Annotated in this window: 23 protein-coding genes; 1 reads left to right on the top strand and 22 read right to left on the bottom strand. The window is 51.2% G+C overall.

Going from position 1 to position 16,488, the window contains the following annotated elements; all coding sequences use genetic code 11:
* Window positions 1–12: 12 nt before the first annotated feature.
* The 10 genes from P2E05_RS20715 to P2E05_RS20670 all read right to left on the bottom strand — a co-directional run bounded on the left by P2E05_RS20715 (window position 13) and on the right by P2E05_RS20670 (window position 8,064).
* Window positions 13–282 carry a hypothetical protein gene (locus tag P2E05_RS20715; RefSeq protein ID WP_000184110.1) on the bottom strand — a complete coding sequence of 90 codons (270 nt, stop codon included), beginning with the start codon at window positions 280–282 and terminating at the stop codon, window positions 13–15.
* Window positions 275–880, bottom strand: a complete 606-nt coding sequence (gene yfbR, locus P2E05_RS20710) for a 5'-deoxynucleotidase (protein WP_000071870.1) — start codon at window positions 878–880, stop codon at window positions 275–277. Before yfbR ends, P2E05_RS20715 begins: the two co-directional genes overlap by 8 nt.
* A gap of 71 nt (window positions 881–951) precedes the next feature.
* Complete coding sequence (locus tag P2E05_RS20705; protein WP_000050848.1) at window positions 952–1,155, bottom strand: hypothetical protein; 204 nt, start codon at window positions 1,153–1,155, stop codon at window positions 952–954.
* A 201-nt stretch (window positions 1,156–1,356) separates the two neighbouring features.
* On the bottom strand, window positions 1,357–3,810 hold the full coding sequence (locus tag P2E05_RS20700; RefSeq protein ID WP_001187970.1) for a phosphoadenosine phosphosulfate reductase: 2,454 nt from the start codon (window positions 3,808–3,810) through the stop codon (window positions 1,357–1,359).
* Between the two features lie 87 nt (window positions 3,811–3,897).
* Entirely contained in the window at window positions 3,898–4,284 is a 387-nt protein-coding gene (locus P2E05_RS20695; RefSeq protein ID WP_000042274.1) for a hypothetical protein, read from the bottom strand.
* Window positions 4,285–4,516: 232 nt separating this feature from the next.
* A complete protein-coding gene (locus tag P2E05_RS20690) occupies window positions 4,517–5,071 on the bottom strand; it encodes a hypothetical protein (protein WP_001093868.1) in 555 nt (184 codons plus the stop codon).
* 73 nt (window positions 5,072–5,144) lie between these two features.
* Window positions 5,145–5,576 (bottom strand): hypothetical protein, encoded by a 432-nt coding sequence (locus tag P2E05_RS20685; protein ID WP_000687894.1) that lies wholly within the window; start codon window positions 5,574–5,576, stop codon window positions 5,145–5,147.
* 60 nt (window positions 5,577–5,636) lie between these two features.
* Window positions 5,637–7,262, bottom strand: a complete 1,626-nt coding sequence (locus P2E05_RS20680) for a DNA cytosine methyltransferase (protein WP_000201432.1) — start codon at window positions 7,260–7,262, stop codon at window positions 5,637–5,639.
* A gap of 77 nt (window positions 7,263–7,339) precedes the next feature.
* Window positions 7,340–7,642 (bottom strand): hypothetical protein, encoded by a 303-nt coding sequence (locus P2E05_RS20675; RefSeq protein ID WP_000410925.1) that lies wholly within the window; start codon window positions 7,640–7,642, stop codon window positions 7,340–7,342.
* A 77-nt stretch (window positions 7,643–7,719) separates the two neighbouring features.
* Window positions 7,720–8,064 carry a hypothetical protein gene (locus P2E05_RS20670; protein ID WP_000209093.1) on the bottom strand — a complete coding sequence of 115 codons (345 nt, stop codon included), beginning with the start codon at window positions 8,062–8,064 and terminating at the stop codon, window positions 7,720–7,722.
* A gap of 12 nt (window positions 8,065–8,076) precedes the next feature.
* Here P2E05_RS20670 and P2E05_RS20665 point away from each other — a divergent pair, with 12 nt between their 5' ends.
* Complete coding sequence (locus P2E05_RS20665) at window positions 8,077–8,259, top strand: hypothetical protein (RefSeq protein ID WP_000498033.1); 183 nt, start codon at window positions 8,077–8,079, stop codon at window positions 8,257–8,259.
* On the opposite strand, the gene P2E05_RS20660 is transcribed toward P2E05_RS20665, so the two are convergent.
* The 12 genes from P2E05_RS20660 to P2E05_RS20605 form a co-directional block, all read right to left on the bottom strand.
* Window positions 8,256–8,609: a hypothetical protein gene (locus tag P2E05_RS20660; RefSeq protein ID WP_000994741.1), complete on the bottom strand. Its 354-nt coding sequence runs from the start codon at window positions 8,607–8,609 to the stop codon at window positions 8,256–8,258. The two genes, P2E05_RS20665 and P2E05_RS20660, sit on opposite strands and share 4 nt — an antisense overlap.
* A gap of 68 nt (window positions 8,610–8,677) precedes the next feature.
* Window positions 8,678–8,869: a hypothetical protein gene (locus P2E05_RS20655; RefSeq protein WP_000651508.1), complete on the bottom strand. Its 192-nt coding sequence runs from the start codon at window positions 8,867–8,869 to the stop codon at window positions 8,678–8,680.
* A gap of 57 nt (window positions 8,870–8,926) precedes the next feature.
* Window positions 8,927–9,202: a hypothetical protein gene (locus tag P2E05_RS20650; protein WP_000340223.1), complete on the bottom strand. Its 276-nt coding sequence runs from the start codon at window positions 9,200–9,202 to the stop codon at window positions 8,927–8,929.
* Window positions 9,203–9,206: 4 nt separating this feature from the next.
* A complete protein-coding gene (locus P2E05_RS20645) occupies window positions 9,207–9,659 on the bottom strand; it encodes a hypothetical protein (protein WP_001176699.1) in 453 nt (150 codons plus the stop codon).
* Window positions 9,649–10,038, bottom strand: a complete 390-nt coding sequence (locus P2E05_RS20640; protein ID WP_000026577.1) for a hypothetical protein — start codon at window positions 10,036–10,038, stop codon at window positions 9,649–9,651. Before P2E05_RS20640 ends, P2E05_RS20645 begins: the two co-directional genes overlap by 11 nt.
* A 61-nt stretch (window positions 10,039–10,099) precedes the next feature.
* Entirely contained in the window at window positions 10,100–10,324 is a 225-nt protein-coding gene (gene yfaE, locus P2E05_RS20635) for a class I ribonucleotide reductase maintenance protein YfaE (RefSeq protein ID WP_001102700.1), read from the bottom strand.
* A 65-nt stretch (window positions 10,325–10,389) separates the two neighbouring features.
* Complete coding sequence (locus P2E05_RS20630) at window positions 10,390–11,274, bottom strand: hypothetical protein (RefSeq protein WP_000477209.1); 885 nt, start codon at window positions 11,272–11,274, stop codon at window positions 10,390–10,392.
* A 73-nt stretch (window positions 11,275–11,347) separates the two neighbouring features.
* Entirely contained in the window at window positions 11,348–11,848 is a 501-nt protein-coding gene (locus tag P2E05_RS20625; RefSeq protein WP_000793769.1) for a hypothetical protein, read from the bottom strand.
* Between the two features lie 90 nt (window positions 11,849–11,938).
* Window positions 11,939–12,478, bottom strand: a complete 540-nt coding sequence (locus P2E05_RS20620; protein ID WP_000018872.1) for a hypothetical protein — start codon at window positions 12,476–12,478, stop codon at window positions 11,939–11,941.
* A gap of 264 nt (window positions 12,479–12,742) precedes the next feature.
* A complete protein-coding gene (locus tag P2E05_RS21860) occupies window positions 12,743–13,078 on the bottom strand; it encodes a hypothetical protein (protein WP_001071288.1) in 336 nt (111 codons plus the stop codon).
* A gap of 61 nt (window positions 13,079–13,139) precedes the next feature.
* Window positions 13,140–14,936, bottom strand: coding sequence for a VWA domain-containing protein (locus P2E05_RS20610; RefSeq protein ID WP_000039318.1), 1,797 nt, complete (start codon window positions 14,934–14,936; stop codon window positions 13,140–13,142).
* Between the two features lie 84 nt (window positions 14,937–15,020).
* On the bottom strand, window positions 15,021–16,298 hold the full coding sequence (locus P2E05_RS20605) for a DUF3150 domain-containing protein (RefSeq protein ID WP_000170086.1): 1,278 nt from the start codon (window positions 16,296–16,298) through the stop codon (window positions 15,021–15,023).
* Window positions 16,299–16,488 lie beyond the last annotated feature (190 nt).

Below are 16,488 nucleotides of genomic sequence, written 5' to 3'. Positions count from 1 at the left end.
GCTAGTGCTCTCCTACAGGTCACTTGGTACATACAGGTCATCTTTGATGGCAGAAAAATCGACAGGAGACTGGTCCCCATAGGTTCGATTCACGCCACCAGCATCATCGACACTGACAAAAACCGTGCGGAGTAAACCGCTGGGCTTTGCAGGGTAAACGATGCTGACATGCTGACCTTTGTACTGTTCTGACAAAGTGCTTTGAAGCTCATCAACCGAACGGAATTTCCGGTCGCGGCCAAAGTCCTTAATCTTGATGTCGCCAGGGATTGGATTAGTCATCGTTACCCCCTGCCAGCAGTTTATCTACTGAATGGCCGAGTCCGTTACCAAACCATTTGTCCAGAGCGTCGATTTCCGGGAAGTCCGATTTCACCTGAGCAACAACACGTTCCATTTTGCTGAGAGCATCCTGGAACTCAAGGCCATTACCTGCGGCCACCTCAAGTTTGCACTTGATGTAAGCGGAGTAGGTATCACAGGCCTTAACCAGTGATTGTTCATAGCCACCGGGAGCGAAGGCTATGGCGACTGCATCCTGGAGTTCTTCGGGAAGAGTCTGGATGAGTTTGTCCTCTGCGGCCTTTTCCAGTCGTTCAAACTCACGCTGCAAAACAGCGTTTGCTTTCTTGACCGGTGTTACAACATCCGAACAGAGAACCTCGGCTGCATCATGCAACGAAGCATGAGCAAGCATGACTGCCAGATCCACCGACTTCCCTTGCTGAATGGCAATATTGCCAGCCAGGTAGGAAAGCAGGGTAACAACAGCGCTGTGTTCCAACACAGACTCCGGTTGAACAGAGTGCATCAGTGACCAGCGTTTGATCAGGCGTTGGCGCAAGGCCAGAGCTAGAAAGCCGAAATTTGAATTAGACATAGTGCCTCCAAAATTGGTTGGAGGTACACCAAAGCCGACCGGGCCTTGGTGTACCCGGTTGGGTTACTTAGTTATCTCGGGTCAAGCTGCTTAGCTATAGCGAGTAAAAACGGATGGAATGGATGATCTTGCGGGACACCCCCAACAAGCTCACGGGCTAAACCGACTGAGTTTGTAGCCAACACCTCTTTGACGGCCAGAATGATTTCATTGTCGATTTCATCCTGGGTCTTTCGTTGTTGGTCCACCAGCCGACTTAACTTGTCTAGGCTCATGCTTCTCTCCTTTGTTTGTGGGAGAGAACCCAGGAGGGGTTTCCTCCCGAGGGGTTAGGTTATTGCTGTTTTGGGCCAGCTACCGTTATAGCCAGCAAGCGCTGACAATGAACAAAGAGTATGACAGCCACCTAAAAGGGTAAAACGCTGTAATTGCCCTTTTGGGGTGCAAAAGAAAAAGCCCTCCCGAAGGAGGGCTTTTTATGCGGCCAAGGACAAGCCTTGCTGTCCTCTTTGCAACTCTGTGTCGTCGCGGCGATGTAAGCGTTGAACCGCCTTGATCATCGTTCTGACATGTCGCTCCAAAGAGGCTGGATGGCGTTTTGACAGTAGGTTGATCCAGTCGAGATAGATAGCAAGCGCGGAACCTTCGGTTAGGGCTGCCTGTATCGCCTCATACTGCCCTACGGCACTCTGGACCACATCATTCACCCACTGGGCGTCAGTATTGTCCAAGAGCTCGCAGAGGGCCGTATAAGCCTTCCTTCTGGTCGCGGCCATGTAACGACGAATGTTGGCGTTTCCGCTCCCCTCTCGCCCTTCCATGACGCTCATACAGAATGCGCTGGAGTAACAAAGCATCGCGTCAGTCACGTAGTTAAACCATCGCTCCTGATGCCGTTTCTGTTCTTCCATTGCTTCCTGGTCAAGTTGCTTCTCGATGAACAACCCCGTCGGAGTACGGTGGTGCAGATGGTACTTGAACGTTAAGTGCAAGTTGACCCACCAGCGTACCGTTGCCAGTCTTCCCTTGATTTTTCGCTTCACCAGATCTTTGTACTTAGCATCGCTAAGCACTTTGACATCCTTGCGCTGTTGGATTCCTTCCATCGTCTGTAGCCCTGTAAGGCCCATCTGGTGGTAGGTTTGACCTCTTTGCATCATACGGTGATACAAAGCGCCTTTTCCTTTCGCAAGCTGGATTGCTCCGAACCGAAGGTAGAACTGCGCTGCACTACCGGGCGTATAATGTCCCTTCAGTACAGACTCCCTTAGTCGCGGGTATTCGTTCCAGATGATGAACGCAGCGGAGTCGGGATCGACTTTCACTTCATCATCTTCTGCGAAGCAAACCACCCTTCTCTTTCCGTCTGCGGTATTGATCACTTGCGCTGCCAACGGGTCATCCCCGCCGTCAAAGTAAGCCATTTCCGCTAACGGATCGGCCAAGCCATCAGAAAGCGAACCATCGCCCCAGCGACCAACCTTCAACCACAATGGCTTCGGAATTGGTGACTGAGGAACGGTTTCACACTGCGGCTCGTCTTCCAGCAAGTCCAGATCACCCATCGACCAAACCCTGTGGTAAATCTCCAGGGCATGGAAAGGCTTATCATTGAAATGATGGAAGGCCCACATGAAGTCGATATGGACTAAAGCCTCTTCCGATATGATCCGGAATTGTGGCTCTGCCATTCGACGGTTCCAGTCGTTATCCTCTGCTTGACCAGTAGCCAGCTTGTATGCCAGCTCATCAGCTCTCTTTTGCTCCATGTAGTCCATGCTGCAACAGACATGAAGCAATCGTTCTAGGAAAACAGGACTGTAAACGTCCGGCTGTATTTTGATGTATCCGCCCTCGTAAATCGTTCGACCTACGGGATGGCGGTCTTCCCATGCGTACCGGCGTTTTGCCAAGTAGCGCTGGATGCGGTTCAGCCCCGACATATAGCCATGCCTTTCAGGGTCCGTGGCAAGCAACGTCTCCATTGACTTATCCAACCCAACAGCCTGGCAAGCCCAGCAACCGAAGCGAGCGCCACAGGCGTCACTGGCCTTCTTCTCTGTTGCCGACCACACGCACTCCCCTGTTGCCGCCTTGTAAAGCTCTGCCGTAGTGACATTGCTCTCCAAGTAACTTGGCAGAGGATATGCTGAGCCCATGCCAGCGGATAGTAAGAACTCCCAGACATCACTCGCCAACCAGTTTTTCACCACATACAGCTCACCCCCATCTTTCGTCTTAATGACGCGATCTGAGCTTCCTCGCTGTTTTGCAATGTTGGCCGCACGAATAGTGCTTTCAGCATCACGACTGCCCAGCAAAAGGCAGACTTTCTGTCGAACCTCTTTGGGAAGCTCTCGCATATAAGCTGCCTTCGCTCTTTTGGCAGAGGTGATTTTTAAATCCTGGCTACACTGGCGGGCCGTGGAGTTGGAAAACGTAGGCAACCCCCTCCCAGTAAGGATTCGGCCCGTCCAACTCTGCGAGATCCCAGGCTTTGCTAGAACGATGGTCAGAGGAAGGTTTTCCTTCGCAATGAAACGCTCCAGCTCGGCCAGTTTCTGATCCGCCAGCCACCTTACCTCTGGGCTTTCGATCAGTGTGTCAGTGTGCAAGATGAAGTGGTGCTGGCTGATGGTCGCCCCACTCCTTACAGCCCGGATCAGGGCCATCAGGAACAGGTGCAAGACCGTTTCAGAATCTTTACCACTGGAATAGCCGATCATCATGGTCCACCCATCAATTAAGGCCGTGTGAATGGACTCAACCGATGACGTGATCAACGATGACAGACTGGTTCCTCTACTGGCATCAACGAAGTTCAAATCCTCGTTATCAGTCAGTTCTGACCAAACAGAATCCCACTTATCCCCACGCAAAAGCACTGGGATGGGTTGTTCTGATAGATCAAAGTTTAATGTTTGTTGCATAGGGCCTCCTGGATTAGCAGGGTGCCCATCCCTTCCGGGAAAGCACCCCGGTAGGGTTAAAATTGAATCCTGGCTATCAGACCTGAACTAGCTGCTACTCGACATCTGGTTGTCTTCGTATTGCTGCTTGGCCTGTTTCACCAGATCAATGTCACCGTCTTGCAGCTTTTGAATATCAAGCTGTAGACGAGCCTTGTGTTTCAACAGTTCAGCGACCGCATTATCAATGTGATCAATGAGCGATTGGTTTTTTTGGATGGTGTAACTGTTGAGTTCATCGAGCAGGGGCCATGCAACACTCGAATGAGTGTTGAGCAATGGGTACTCTGCTTCGATCTCACAAACCACACCGTTTGCTCCTTCTCTGTAATGAGGGAACCCGACACGCAGACCGATACGACGATCCAGCGCTGCATTTACAGTACATTCCAAAGAAGTTCGGTTTGAAAAAACATCGTTGACGTTTTTAGACATGCTATATCTCCGTTCAGTTTATGACGGAGCCCCCCTAACAGGAGGTGCTCCCGTCAGGGTTGATAATTTGCTGTTTGTTTTTGGCAGCCAGCTACCGCACTTGAGCGCCTAAGGCACTTTCCGAAGCACCCTGGGAAACCGAGATGCTTGGGAAAGCGCGGGGTTTCCCCCTGCGCTGATTACCCTTTTTAAGGGGCCGGTACGCCGATTTCTCGGCGCACTCAGGTTGAAGCTACACAGTCAAGAACCAACGTTTCATAGGGACGGTGATGTCTATCATCCCGTTTCCACATGGATTCTGGCCCCAGAATCTGTAGGTCGTCTCATAGAAGTCAAACTCAGACAAGGACTGAATCTGCGCTTCTGAGATCGGCTCAAATGGTCCACCGCAACCGATGTGCATATTGAGCCCATAATCTCGAAGCTCTAGCTCTCCGAGATTTAGCGTCTTCCCGCCCACACAAGCAACCAAGTTCTGGTTTCTGACGTCGCCTTCTTTGAACAGCAAAGCTGACTCATCGTAGCTCCCATATTGGTTGGTAAACTTCACAATATGCCCGTGCTTAGGTGAGGTTTGTTCCGACAACTCTTTCAGTAATCGCTTTACGCTTTGAAATCTCGCGTACAGAGCTGGCGTAAACTGCCCAGAGTAGTTCAAGTTTGGGCAGATCATTTCAAGCATCTCATCAGGTACAGATTCAAGCCCCATTTGCGCGGCCAATGGCTTCGCCTTTTTCAGACCTTCCTCAAGCACTCTCTGATTTACAAGTTGTTCTAATGTGTTCATTTGACTCTCCACTTTCGAGAGAGCAATGCAAGCCGTCTCCGGACTTACATTGCCCGTTAACGGCTTTATTGGTTTATCCCAAGAGGTACGGAGCTACGCCAGTCAGGAAGCCCATGACTCCCAACACAGCGCCAACCACGCCCAATTTGATTGACAGTTGGACACTTTGATCCGGATGGTTCCAGAACCACTGCCAGACTTCCCAGCGCCTGGCTCTGCGAACCTCAAGATTTACAGTGTCTTTAAAACGAACACCCAGAGCATCTACCGCATCGTAATCCAGCGCGACCGCCAGCTTTGTGATGGATAAATTCCCAGGGTTGCCCATCGCATACCGGAGAACCTTTGCTTTGGTCTCTGGGTTTACGATCATAACCGGCTCCCTCCTGAAAAAACGGGTCTTGTCTTTTCGCTTGGAATCCATGTTGCGGTTATGGAACCTGGCAATGCAGTGTTGAAGGCCTGAATCCTCGGGAGGTAAAGGCACAACAGTTTCGATTTTCATGATTACTCTCCTTTCGGATAGGCCGGAGCAAAGGCCTTTCGGCATTGCCCCGGTGAGTTACTAATGAACCAAAGATGAAGTGACCATGATTGCGTCTCCGGACATCATTACCGGGAGATATTCGCAAGGCTCATGGCCGCAGCTCTTTTTAGTTCCGTTAGGTGAATAGACAGCCAATTGACCATCCATAATGTTGAAGGGCATCCCCTGTTTTTTCGCTGCCGGTGACAGCTTGAGAGTGCCCTTTGCGTCAACCAATGCCGTTGCCCAATGGAAGTCTTCACCACCGATCACCGGCTGTGATTCATCCACGACTTCGACCATGATTGGCATCATTCCAACCCAGCTCCACAGGCTGTTCCCTAATGCGAGGGCTAAAGCCTCGAACGCGGGAAAGACTACCGATTGCCCGAGAATCTGGTGGGCAATAGTGTCCGACAGACCTTGGATGAGTTCCTCTGGTATCCCTTTCACTCGACAATGTTCTGTCGGTGTAAAGATGCGAGACAACTCCGGCTGTTCTGGATGAACAATGAAAGGTTCGGTACTTCTGCATTTTGCATAGTCCTTACCTATGGTGCCGCAAAACTCATCGTCGCCAGTCAGAAGCTGGCGAGAGAACCCCTTGCCAGCAGCTTTGTCTCTCAACTCCTTCTCAGCCAGATAGTCAAATGACTTCCAACGTTCAGAATCGAGCGGAACTGGCTCCAGGATGTCCTGTATGCGACTTTCCTTGGTGCGAACAGGCTGAACCTTCTCAAGTTCAAACCCGTCGATCCCGTGGGAAAGCGCAACAACACAAAGACGCTTGCGGCGCTCAATAACCCCAAACTCATTGCCGTCGAGAATGCGCTCTTGTAGGGAGTAACCCAACGAAGAGAGCACCGAACGAATCACTTCCATCGAAGCGGTGTTCTGGTACTCAGGCACGTTCTCAATCAGCACAACGGCTGGGTTTAGCGCTTCTACGAATTGCAGGAAGTTGAAGAACATGGCACCTGCCGCCTCATGCGATTCGGCAAACTCCAACTTGTTCTTACTGCGACCTGACTTTGACGCGCCGGTACACGGTATGCCCCCCATCAAAACATCCACCTGTGGTGGGCGTTTGCTGAGATTCACAGCCTGGATTGGCGATTCGATAACAATAGAATCTTCGTTCCAAAGCTCCGGGTTATTTGCCAAAGACGAATCGAGATATTTCCCTTCCATCTCCACGGCCACAGATATGGCACTGGCAATTCCCGCCTTGTGAAAACCGGCGTGAATCGCTTTATCAAGCACACCACCCCCATGAAAGAGGCTGCATACCGAAAGCGATTCTCCATTCTCCAGCTTACTGATAAGCCGGTTGACGCGCTCGATCACTCGCTCTTGTTGATGGTGAGCAGAGATCACAATTGCGCCGTTACGGATGAACACGCGGAGCATCTCTACACCGTCAAAAACGGTAGCAAGCTCCTGCACGGTCAGATCGATGATTGGAGACACCCGGCCATTGCGCTCGCGCTTACTGATGGTGAACTTACCCTCCTCTTTGACGCGAAGCACAACCTGGGAATCTTTCAGCTCCAGATCATACTTCATGCCAGGATAGTAACCTTCACGCAGTAGCTTTTGGCCTTCCAGCCAGACGCGCTTCTTGCCTCGATGTTCTCCTAACTTGGTGTTTACGATAGTAGCCATGAGCTCTCTCCTTTCGGTTGAGAGGCCACTACCGTCCCAATCGGGAAGTAATGGCCCCGATGGGTTTAAAGTGGTTCTCAGTTCACAGCGATGCCGTGAGACTGAATGGCATTAGCAAAGCCAGCCATTTGTTCAGGGAAGGTGTAGCGGTTGATGTCCTGGCTGCGAGCCAGATTGACATGCACCTTCTTCACCTTCGTTTCGTCAGAGTCGTACTTTTCAAGCGCCAGCTTCTCAGCTTCTTCCGGATCTCGGCCCAGCGAGTAGGCGTAAATCACAGAGGTGAAGCCAAGTCCTGAGCCGAATGCGTAGACTTGTTTCTCGAAATGGACGTCAGCGAAATAGATGCTGAATCCGGATTTGAGGTTATGTTTTTCCATGATGCACTCCAAATAGTTTGGGGGCGCACCACGTCCCGAACCGGGCGGATGCACCCGGTTTAGGGTTAGTAGATTGCTCAAGCTGTTACGCCAGCCTGAGCTTTTATTGCTTCAAGCACGATCTCTGCTTCCTTGATAGAACCAGTGCTGTACAGCTTATGCAGCACCCGGCCAAGGTTCACAGAGATCTTTTCTTTCACTTGGAGATACTTGACATAGAAGTCATACAGTTTCTCCGCCTGCTCAAGGTGGGACATGCTCTCAACGGGAATGGTATTCCCTGGATTGCAGTACCACTTTCCGAGCACCTTTTGTACAAATCCCTCTTTGTCTCCTACGAACTGATTTGTGCCAAACACCCCACTGGTTGGTGAGCGTTGAATAACAGAAATCGGATTCGCAAAGCTGGCAAGAGTAGTCATAGTTGTGGCTCCATGTTTGTCAGGGAACCACCAGCCCGAGGGGCAGTGATCCCCCAAGGGTTATGTAGAATGCTGTTTGTTTGGGGAGGCCAGCTACCTCACTATTCACTCTCGACAGAGAGCAAAATCTTGCTTTCCGAGGGGCACAAACTTTCACATGTGAAAGTCGATGCCACTGGGAAAGCAGGGGGTTAACCCCCCGCTTTAACCCGCGCTAAGCGGTTTAGGATAGACTTCACGCCTTCCCTTACTCCAGATGGATCGTAACCTGCTTCATCGCAGCAGACCACAAATGAGAATGGATGTACCTCATCGGACATCACCCAAGCCATCGTTTCCTGCTTGATTTCACTTCCAGCTCGACCATCAGCAAGGACTCTAAGGCTATGCCATAAAAGCCCATCACGTAACTGCCTTACCTCATCATCAGTCCATTCAGGCTTTGGCTCAAATGGAATGACTTCTGCGGTCTTCGGCTCTTCATCCAGGAAGAAAAGCGGCAGCTCAAGCTGGTTTTCCTTCTGGATCATCTTCACTGCATTCATGGTGACTCCTTTTACGGGCACCATGCCCCCACAGGGGCATGAAGCCCCCAGTGGGGTTACAGTCATAGTTACTTCACGCCTGCCAGTTGAGAATTGATGTTCTCTTCCAGCCAGCCTTGAAGCGATTCAAGGTCACGTTTGTCTTCCGTATTGCTGGCTTTACGTGCATCTTCCGACACAGCGCTCAACATGGCGTTAGCCTCAGCAAGTGATTCAACATTGTTCCCAGGGAACACAATCGTTTGACTGTGATCTTTCATGGTCTTCTCCTTTGAGAATGGAGGACCGTCTCCCATCAGGAAGAGCGGCCCCGTGGGTTAAAAGTAAAAATCCTCCAGCTCTTCATGGTCAGGCTTTCGCTCAACTGGTCGAAGCAACTCAGCTTCATCAGCGAACTCAAGCTCAGGATGAAAAGCAGGATGAAATCCTCGATGCCAGACTGGACGGTCATTATCGAGGTCTAAGTAGCAGTGCCTCCCACTGGCTGGGTGATAGCAGTAAAGCCACTGTCTACCACTAACGGTAAACGGCTTCTCTGCACCTCCACATGCCGGTACAAGGTTATCTGCTGCTATATGCGCTACAGCATCCATAGGATCAGTCCTCATCTTCGTCATCACGAACACAAAGATCACGAGCAACTATTTCCGCAGCTATCAACGCATAATCGTTGCCCTGCCAGAACCACCGCTCCGCCAGCTCATAGGCTTCGCTGGAAGGTTCGCCATAACCATGAGCCACCACGTAATCGTGGAACACTTCATGATCAAATGCCTTGCCATCAGCTTCCATGAACCAACCGACAGGGCACTCCAGAATGCGATGCCTTACGACATCTCGCTCTGAATACCCCTCTCTGACGGCTTGCTCCAACATTTCCCGCGACATACCAGGAGGAGTGATGATCTCTATGCTGATCCCGTCACTTCCTGCAAGATTGTCCTCGTATGGAAGACCGGCAAGTGTAAGGTGATTGCGCTTGCACCAGCCGATGGTCCGAAGTATCCGACTTTTGTCAGACTCCCTGGCCGTGTATCGGTTAAGCTGCATAGCCACCTCCAGCACACTCCCCATCTTCGATTTCACTTCCGAGCTCGACCATTCCAATCAGGTCAAGCTGGGTCATGTCCGAATCCAGAGAGCAGTCAATTGCTGACTGAATGATGCCTTTGTGGGCCAAGCCTAAAACGGACTTAATAGTCGAAAGCAGAGACTCGGCTTCGCTCTCGATTTGCTCCAGAATGTCTTTCCATTCCCAGTGCTCAAACGGTTGCCAAACGACCAGATCCTCAGGCTCGTCTCCCCGTTCGACACACTCAGACAAATACTCATAAGCCTTGCACCAATTCTCTTGTTGGCCCAGTTCACTGAGCACTAGAGCGGTAGCATGACCGTATGCGATTTGTTCAACTTTGGTATTGATAGACATAGTGTTTCTCCTCGTAATGGATAGAGGAGCCCCACCCGCAGGAAAGGCTCCTCCGGATGGGTTAAATTTCCAAGGTCACATCGGTTTTTGCTTTAGCGCAGCAAACCAACACTTCCCCTTCTTTGACAAATGCGATGGGCGTCTCGTCATAGGCCACTTGACCTTCGAGTAGACGAACCCGGCACATGCCACAAAAGCCACTGCGACAATGCGTTTCAACAGTGAGGCCTTTGCTTTCGATTTGCGCCAACAGCACATTGTTGCTGGCTTGAAGTTGTACGTTCATGGTCACGCTCCTTTGTTGTTGATGAGCGCGACCAATCCCCTCCGGGATGTCACGCCCCGGTTGGGCTACTCAGCAAGTGCATAGACACCTACCTCGATGCGAATAAAGAACCTGGCATCTTGAAGAACTTGCCTGACCTTTGCTTGCCAGTGGTTGTTCTCTCGATGCTTTGCGTAGGGTTCAATCTCTTTGTAAATCTGCTCCAGCTTCAACGTTTTCCCCTGTAGGGTTCGGCGTATTGCAGCTTTCCACGTAGTCGAAACCATATTGGTTGCTCGACGGTGTACGGCAGCAAGAAGACAGAGCGATGAGGCAACGTCGTTACGACGAAACACCAACAGCTTTTCATGGGCGATACGCACCAGCTTCCCGGAATACTGAGTTCGGTCACTCACACAGTTGTGCTGTGTTTTGATGATCTCATCCACCAGCTTCCCAGGTGCGATACGTTCCACAAGGCTGGACAGGTTGAAATAATCCCCATCGCGCCTCAGGTTTCCCATGAGGATTCCGTAATGCCCTCCTCGCTCACAGGCGTCATGAATATTCATAACGGCCAGCTCAAGGGCTTCAACGAACTCAGGCAAATTCATGCGGCTCATATCCCATTTGTTGGGCTCGCCCCACTGCTTACCTGAATACTGGATCATGTCCCAGTAAGGAGGGTGCCACCAGATCAGGTGTGCAGGCTCTCCGAGGAACGAAAGGAAGTCATCCCGCAACAGGTTGAACCCCTGATGCAAGTCTGTCCCTTTGAAACGGACACCAAGTTCATTGGCAACGTCGATGCTAGAGCCACCCCCAACACTTGGGTCTGCCACCAGCCCGTTCGGCTTTCTCATGTAAGACTCAATGAAGTCTTTAACGATAAAGCCCGAGCAGTTGCCTCGGTACTTGTTGTTTCCGTAAGGCCCCCTGTTTTCGTAGGAGCATACTGATGATTTGAACATGGCGTCCTCCATCATAGATGGGGCGCACCATGCTCCCATCAGGGGCCGGTTCGCCCCTGGTTAGGGATTAAGATCAAGCGTTATCTGCATACCACCAGCTAAGGCGATTGCAATCACGAAAGAAGGTTGCTTCATCAGGAGCCTTCATCATGACCACATCACCTTCGCAGTAGGTGCATAGCTCAAGCGTTGCTTCATTTTTCCAAAAGGCACTGCACCCCGATTCTTGATACACAACCTCCCATTTGGGATGTCGCAAGTACCGATGGAAGAAATCGAGAGTGTCACCATAAGGGAAGTTGAAGCGCTCCATCACTGAACCATTTTCTGTCAGTTCAGGTTTAACCTTGCCGGTTTTCAAGCGCTTCTTGATGATGCGCTGAACCCAACGAAGTCGTGCAAACAGCCGATTGGTGTCTTTCTCGTACCACTGGGGATTACGCTTGCTCCAGTAGAGCTTGGCGAAGATTTCCCCGGACAAATCCTTCATCTGGTTTTCGTTGAGCTCATCAAGAAAACGTCGAGAAGGTTTGTCGTAGTCAAGAACTGCTTCCAAAGCTGATAGGTTTTTCATAGGGACTCCTTATTGCGATTGCGGAGCCCCGTCCCCTCAGGGCTATCGGAGCCCCATAGGGTTAATTAGGGTTAATGGTTGAACGGCGATTTATCGAGGGTTGGTGAATCGAATGGCTTTACCAACGAAATCGGCCATCAGTCGATTCCCAGTAGAGCTGAAATAGCTCTGCCACTCTTTCCAACCACCAACGGATTCCACCGAGCTTGGAGACTCGAAGATACCCCAGATACGCATTTCACAACCTCGTTGCAACACTCGGTTTACCTGGTCAACCAAGTATTCCTTGTTCTGCAATGAAGAGAGGTTGCAAGGCATCTGCATGATCAGCTTTTCAGCTTGCTCGAAGTCGATTTTTTCAATCAACCCCGTGCGGGTATCCACAGAGAATGGAACCACCTGTTGACCGTGGTTAGACCACAACCAATGGGTGATATAGATCGGATTAACGCCAACTTCCGCTGGCACCAATACGCTGCCGCAAGACCGCAACAGCCAGACCAGACGTAAACCATCGAATCGATCCAGAGACTCCACATCGGTAGTGATGTCATCCTGGTAGATTTCAGGCAGCTTATGTTCGGCGGCGAGAGAGATCATTACGGATTTGAGATTGTTCAGATGAGACATGTGTGCTCCTTAAAGTAACTTGGGCACACAGAGCCTGTCAGGCGCAGTGCGCCCTTAGGCTGAGGTTGAATGCTGTTTGTTTTTGGCGACCAGCTATCGCACGTTTCGCCCTCAGAGAGGACAAAATTCACTTTCTCAGCAACCCTCAATGAAGGCCTCTGAGAAAGTGGGAGGGTATTCCCTCCTCACTTTGATTGTTCCACGAGAGCTGTGTGAACAGGAACGCTCAAACTGCCCTTTTCGGGTGCAAAGCTCAAAGACGCATCAACTGCCCCGTCTTTTCAGTTCTTCGACCAGATGTTCAGGCACCTTACTCGCAGTACAGGCCAGCAATACATCGAGGCCTACCGGCTTGTGAAAGCGCTTATTTGACCAGGAATCGCCAACTGATGACTTTGCCCAGTCGATTGCTTGCCCAAGACTGTGGAACTGCCGCCTGCCTGTGTATCCCATACGACTATCCAAAGTAACACCCTGGAACAGTCTCCAGTACATCGGAGGAATGCGCTTAGCAAGCAGTAAAAAAGGCGTCTCCGGCACTGTAGCCCTTCTACCTTTGTTCCGATGATACAAATCCAAAGATGAATGGAATTGGTTCATAGACTCTCCAAATAAAAACGGCCACCCCCGAAGGGATAGCCGTTTGTCGTTTCACTTCCTGTTAAGCTGCAAAAGCAGTCAATGACCGCTCCATCAACTTAAACAGTGTGCGTTGCAGAGCTGCCGCATCATCAATGACAATGTTCTTTTGGAACAGTCCTGACACTGCGGTAGTCTCTACCCCTATGCCGATCACCTCAACATCGCTTCGTTCACAGAGGTCAATCACTGAGCGACATGCCGGGGCGCTTTGAGGCTGCCCGTCAGTCACTACGATCAACATTTTTCGCTCTTCACGGGTCTTGGTGAGTTCAAAAGCTGCATACCACATAGCTTCCGCCATAGGCGTACCGCCAGTTGCTTTGAACCCAAACCGACCGGCCCGATTCTGAACCGTATCTCCATGCTTCACGACACTGAACACTGGCTGGTTCCGGTTGCCACCAAAAAAGGTGACTGCCGGGTTTACGCCGGGTATTGCTTCCAGAGCCATCGAAATAGCCAAGGACGCTTCCCGCGCAATGTCTTGACGCTCCTTTCCATTGGCGGCCTTGTAGGCCATCGAGGAGCTCATATCAACCAGGATGTGAACCGCCGTATTAGGGCGTTTCTTGGCTTCCGGCTTGAGGAATACGCGGGTATCACCCGTCACTACACGATGTAGTTTCCGAGCATCCACACGCTTCCCTGATCGTTGGTTACGGTGAGCAACTCGCTGGCTGGCCTGGACCAATCCGTAGAGCTGCGTTCTTATCTTTGAAGTGGTGCTCTTCACATCCCCTACCAGGCTTTTGCCAACAGCAGGGTTGTCCTGGGTGTTCACAGCAGAGCGAACAGTCATATAGCTACTGTCCCCCTTATCTTGAGCCACCCGGTTGAGCTCGGCTTTAAGTGCATCATGCGCGTCACCACGCAAATCACCGGCACCGGCATTCAGAACCTGCTGGAGCATTTTGGCCGCGTCTTGTTTCGCCGCGTCAGAATTGCCACCAGCCTGGCTTTGTCCTGCCTTGCTGCCACCATCAGTATCCGACTTGCCTTGGTCGCCCTGTCCTTTCGGATCAGATTTCCCGTTAGCATCGTCTTGCTTCTGGTCTTTACCTTGCTGATCACCACCATTGGCATCAGGCCCTTGGTTTTGATCGTTACCACTTCCGCCCTGACTGTTCTGAGGTTGGTTGCCACCAGCATTCTGCTGGTTGTTACCATCCTGACCATTCAGGGGCTTTTGCTCTTCTTTCTCCTTTTCCTCCTCGATCATCTTGATGATTTGGTCGGCCAAGGATGTCACCTCTGCGGTTGACTTAGTGTTCACAGCCTTACGCAGTAAAGCGTTCAGCCGAACAACAACACCCTGAGGGAACACGCGCTCGAATACGGGGGTAGCCGAATCGAGATAGGGTTGAAGGACGGATTGCCCTACAGCCTTGGTTTGCAACCAGTACAAACAAAACCCTGTCAGAATGGAGGCAGGGGCCTCTTTGTCTGTGACGTGCTCGTAATGACCAGCTTGAGCCATATAGCGAGCAACCTCATTCAGGGTCTGCGACGTACCGGGGAAGAGTTCCATCATGGCCCGTTCTATGCGGCAGTCCTCCAAAACGTTGGACAACTCAGCATGAAGACCTCTGCGGCGCTCAACACCAAAGTCCGTAAACCGGACATGGGCTGCTTCATGGGCCAAATACCCCCAGACAGCATCCATGTGAGGATAGTCGTCGGGGATATTCGGAACCACGATGGTCTTACCATCGGTGTATGCGTCATCGTTACCGATGGCGACTTTGACACCGAGTTTTTCACCATAGGCTGCGGCCACGATTGGTAGAGCGCTGTAAATGGTGCGTTTTTTGGACATATCTTTTCTCCTGGTAGGGAAGGAGATAGTCCACCCCTGGAGGGAATGGCTATCCCCTCCGGGTCGGTTTAGTTGAAGTGACTATTAGAAGAAATAGTCGCCATCGTCGTCAGTTTTAGGCAGCTCCTGGTTGAGAGGCTCCTCTGTCGGCTCCTCTTGGACAGGCTCTTGCTCTACCGGAGTTTCCTCAGGCAAAACCGGCTCATCCTCAACATCAACGCGCTCTTCTCGAACCACATCACCGGCATTGGATTCATCTTCCGATTCACCCTCGCCTCGTTCTGCAAAACTCTTGAAGAAGTTGTCGATGTCTTCATCCAGGTCAACAGCGTTACCACCGCTGTTAGTCTGTTCTGATTGAACAGATTCAGTACCACCTACCTGTTGCTGCTTGGTTTCGCCACCCTCTGTTGCAGGGATAAGCTCACCGGCTTTATCGCTTTTCTGTTCGGCCTTTTCATCTTTAGAACGGTCCCCCATCTGGGCTCCCGAACCGCCAATGTCATTAGCCATGCCCTCTACAGTAATCGAGCCATTGGCATACTGCTCGATGCGGTCCCTCTCGCTCATGATCAGCACTGCGGCCACGACCTGATAAAAGAAAGGCGCAACGATGTTTCGGCCATCGGCATGTTGCTCGTATCCCCGGAGGGTTTGGTCGAGCAGCTTGACCAGAGGGTTAAAAGCGCTGTTCAGGAAGCTAAGCCCATCCACCTTGTCGCGGATGTTACGGAGTGTCTGCCGAGTAGTGACCGCACATTGGTCTCGACCGGCCAAACGTTCCATATAGAACTTATTCGCTTCCTGAACCACTTCGGAGATGAGATCGTCACCCAAGCGCTCAACCTTGCGGTTAAGGCGTTTGGCGTTGGCCTCATCTTCGTTCACAGGCTGGATCATGAACACCTGGTACTCAAAGCCAATCCGCTCCTCGACCGTTTCCTTTGGAAGGGCTCCGGCACGGATAGCTCGTTCATACTCAGGGTTCTCCTGACACCATTCATCCACGGCTTTGTTGTAACCTTTGATGAAATCCTGTTTCAGTTGGTTAAACTGAAAGTTTATGTCATTCAGCTTGTTACAGATTTCATCGGTCTTGCTGACGGGTACGGCAAATCCGTTCATGAACGGCATACCGAATTTCAGCAGGAGGCGACGAGTTTCTGTTTTCAGGCGATGAAAGCCTTTCAGCTTAGCCGGATCACAGATCTTCTTACTTCCCAGTTGAGCTACTTTCTCAGGTGGAATTTCACCACCCTCGCCCAGCTTGAGATCAGATGCAGACAAACGGGTTTGTCCACTCCAGATGTCAAAGTCTACGTGGATAACACAGAGGCTTTGTAGATGGTTCACTTTAGTCATGATGCACTCCAAAAAGTTGGGGGCGCACCACGTCCCGAACCGGGCGGATGCGCCCGGTTGGGCTAGTAAATTAACGTTAATTTGCTGTTTGTTTTTGGCGACCAGCTATCGCACTTTTCGCTCTCCGAAGAGAACAAAATCTTGCTTTCCGTTGGAGACTCCCAGAATCCCCAAGGGAAAGCGGGGGAAA

It is taken from the genome of Providencia stuartii, from assembly GCF_029277985.1.
GTDB lineage: Bacteria > Pseudomonadota > Gammaproteobacteria > Enterobacterales > Enterobacteriaceae > Providencia > Providencia zhejiangensis.
Note: the sequence above shows the minus strand (reverse complement) of the source record. Positions and strands in the feature narration are given on the sequence as shown.

Coding starts and splice junctions, on each gene's coding strand:
- P2E05_RS20715 (WP_000184110.1), bottom strand. CDS start 282: ATGACTAATCCAATCCCTGGCGACATCAAGATTAAGGACTTTGGCCGC.
- yfbR (WP_000071870.1), bottom strand. CDS start 880: ATGTCTAATTCAAATTTCGGCTTTCTAGCTCTGGCCTTGCGCCAACGC.
- P2E05_RS20705 (WP_000050848.1), bottom strand. CDS start 1,155: ATGAGCCTAGACAAGTTAAGTCGGCTGGTGGACCAACAACGAAAGACC.
- P2E05_RS20700 (WP_001187970.1), bottom strand. CDS start 3,810: ATGCAACAAACATTAAACTTTGATCTATCAGAACAACCCATCCCAGTG.
- P2E05_RS20695 (WP_000042274.1), bottom strand. CDS start 4,284: ATGTCTAAAAACGTCAACGATGTTTTTTCAAACCGAACTTCTTTGGAA.
- P2E05_RS20690 (WP_001093868.1), bottom strand. CDS start 5,071: ATGAACACATTAGAACAACTTGTAAATCAGAGAGTGCTTGAGGAAGGT.
- P2E05_RS20685 (WP_000687894.1), bottom strand. CDS start 5,576: ATGAAAATCGAAACTGTTGTGCCTTTACCTCCCGAGGATTCAGGCCTT.
- P2E05_RS20680 (WP_000201432.1), bottom strand. CDS start 7,262: ATGGCTACTATCGTAAACACCAAGTTAGGAGAACATCGAGGCAAGAAG.
- P2E05_RS20675 (WP_000410925.1), bottom strand. CDS start 7,642: ATGGAAAAACATAACCTCAAATCCGGATTCAGCATCTATTTCGCTGAC.
- P2E05_RS20670 (WP_000209093.1), bottom strand. CDS start 8,064: ATGACTACTCTTGCCAGCTTTGCGAATCCGATTTCTGTTATTCAACGC.
- P2E05_RS20665 (WP_000498033.1), top strand. CDS start 8,077: ATGTTTGTCAGGGAACCACCAGCCCGAGGGGCAGTGATCCCCCAAGGG.
- P2E05_RS20660 (WP_000994741.1), bottom strand. CDS start 8,609: ATGAATGCAGTGAAGATGATCCAGAAGGAAAACCAGCTTGAGCTGCCG.
- P2E05_RS20655 (WP_000651508.1), bottom strand. CDS start 8,869: ATGAAAGATCACAGTCAAACGATTGTGTTCCCTGGGAACAATGTTGAA.
- P2E05_RS20650 (WP_000340223.1), bottom strand. CDS start 9,202: ATGGATGCTGTAGCGCATATAGCAGCAGATAACCTTGTACCGGCATGT.
- P2E05_RS20645 (WP_001176699.1), bottom strand. CDS start 9,659: ATGCAGCTTAACCGATACACGGCCAGGGAGTCTGACAAAAGTCGGATA.
- P2E05_RS20640 (WP_000026577.1), bottom strand. CDS start 10,038: ATGTCTATCAATACCAAAGTTGAACAAATCGCATACGGTCATGCTACC.
- yfaE (WP_001102700.1), bottom strand. CDS start 10,324: ATGAACGTACAACTTCAAGCCAGCAACAATGTGCTGTTGGCGCAAATC.
- P2E05_RS20630 (WP_000477209.1), bottom strand. CDS start 11,274: ATGTTCAAATCATCAGTATGCTCCTACGAAAACAGGGGGCCTTACGGA.
- P2E05_RS20625 (WP_000793769.1), bottom strand. CDS start 11,848: ATGAAAAACCTATCAGCTTTGGAAGCAGTTCTTGACTACGACAAACCT.
- P2E05_RS20620 (WP_000018872.1), bottom strand. CDS start 12,478: ATGTCTCATCTGAACAATCTCAAATCCGTAATGATCTCTCTCGCCGCC.
- P2E05_RS21860 (WP_001071288.1), bottom strand. CDS start 13,078: ATGAACCAATTCCATTCATCTTTGGATTTGTATCATCGGAACAAAGGT.
- P2E05_RS20610 (WP_000039318.1), bottom strand. CDS start 14,936: ATGTCCAAAAAACGCACCATTTACAGCGCTCTACCAATCGTGGCCGCA.
- P2E05_RS20605 (WP_000170086.1), bottom strand. CDS start 16,298: ATGACTAAAGTGAACCATCTACAAAGCCTCTGTGTTATCCACGTAGAC.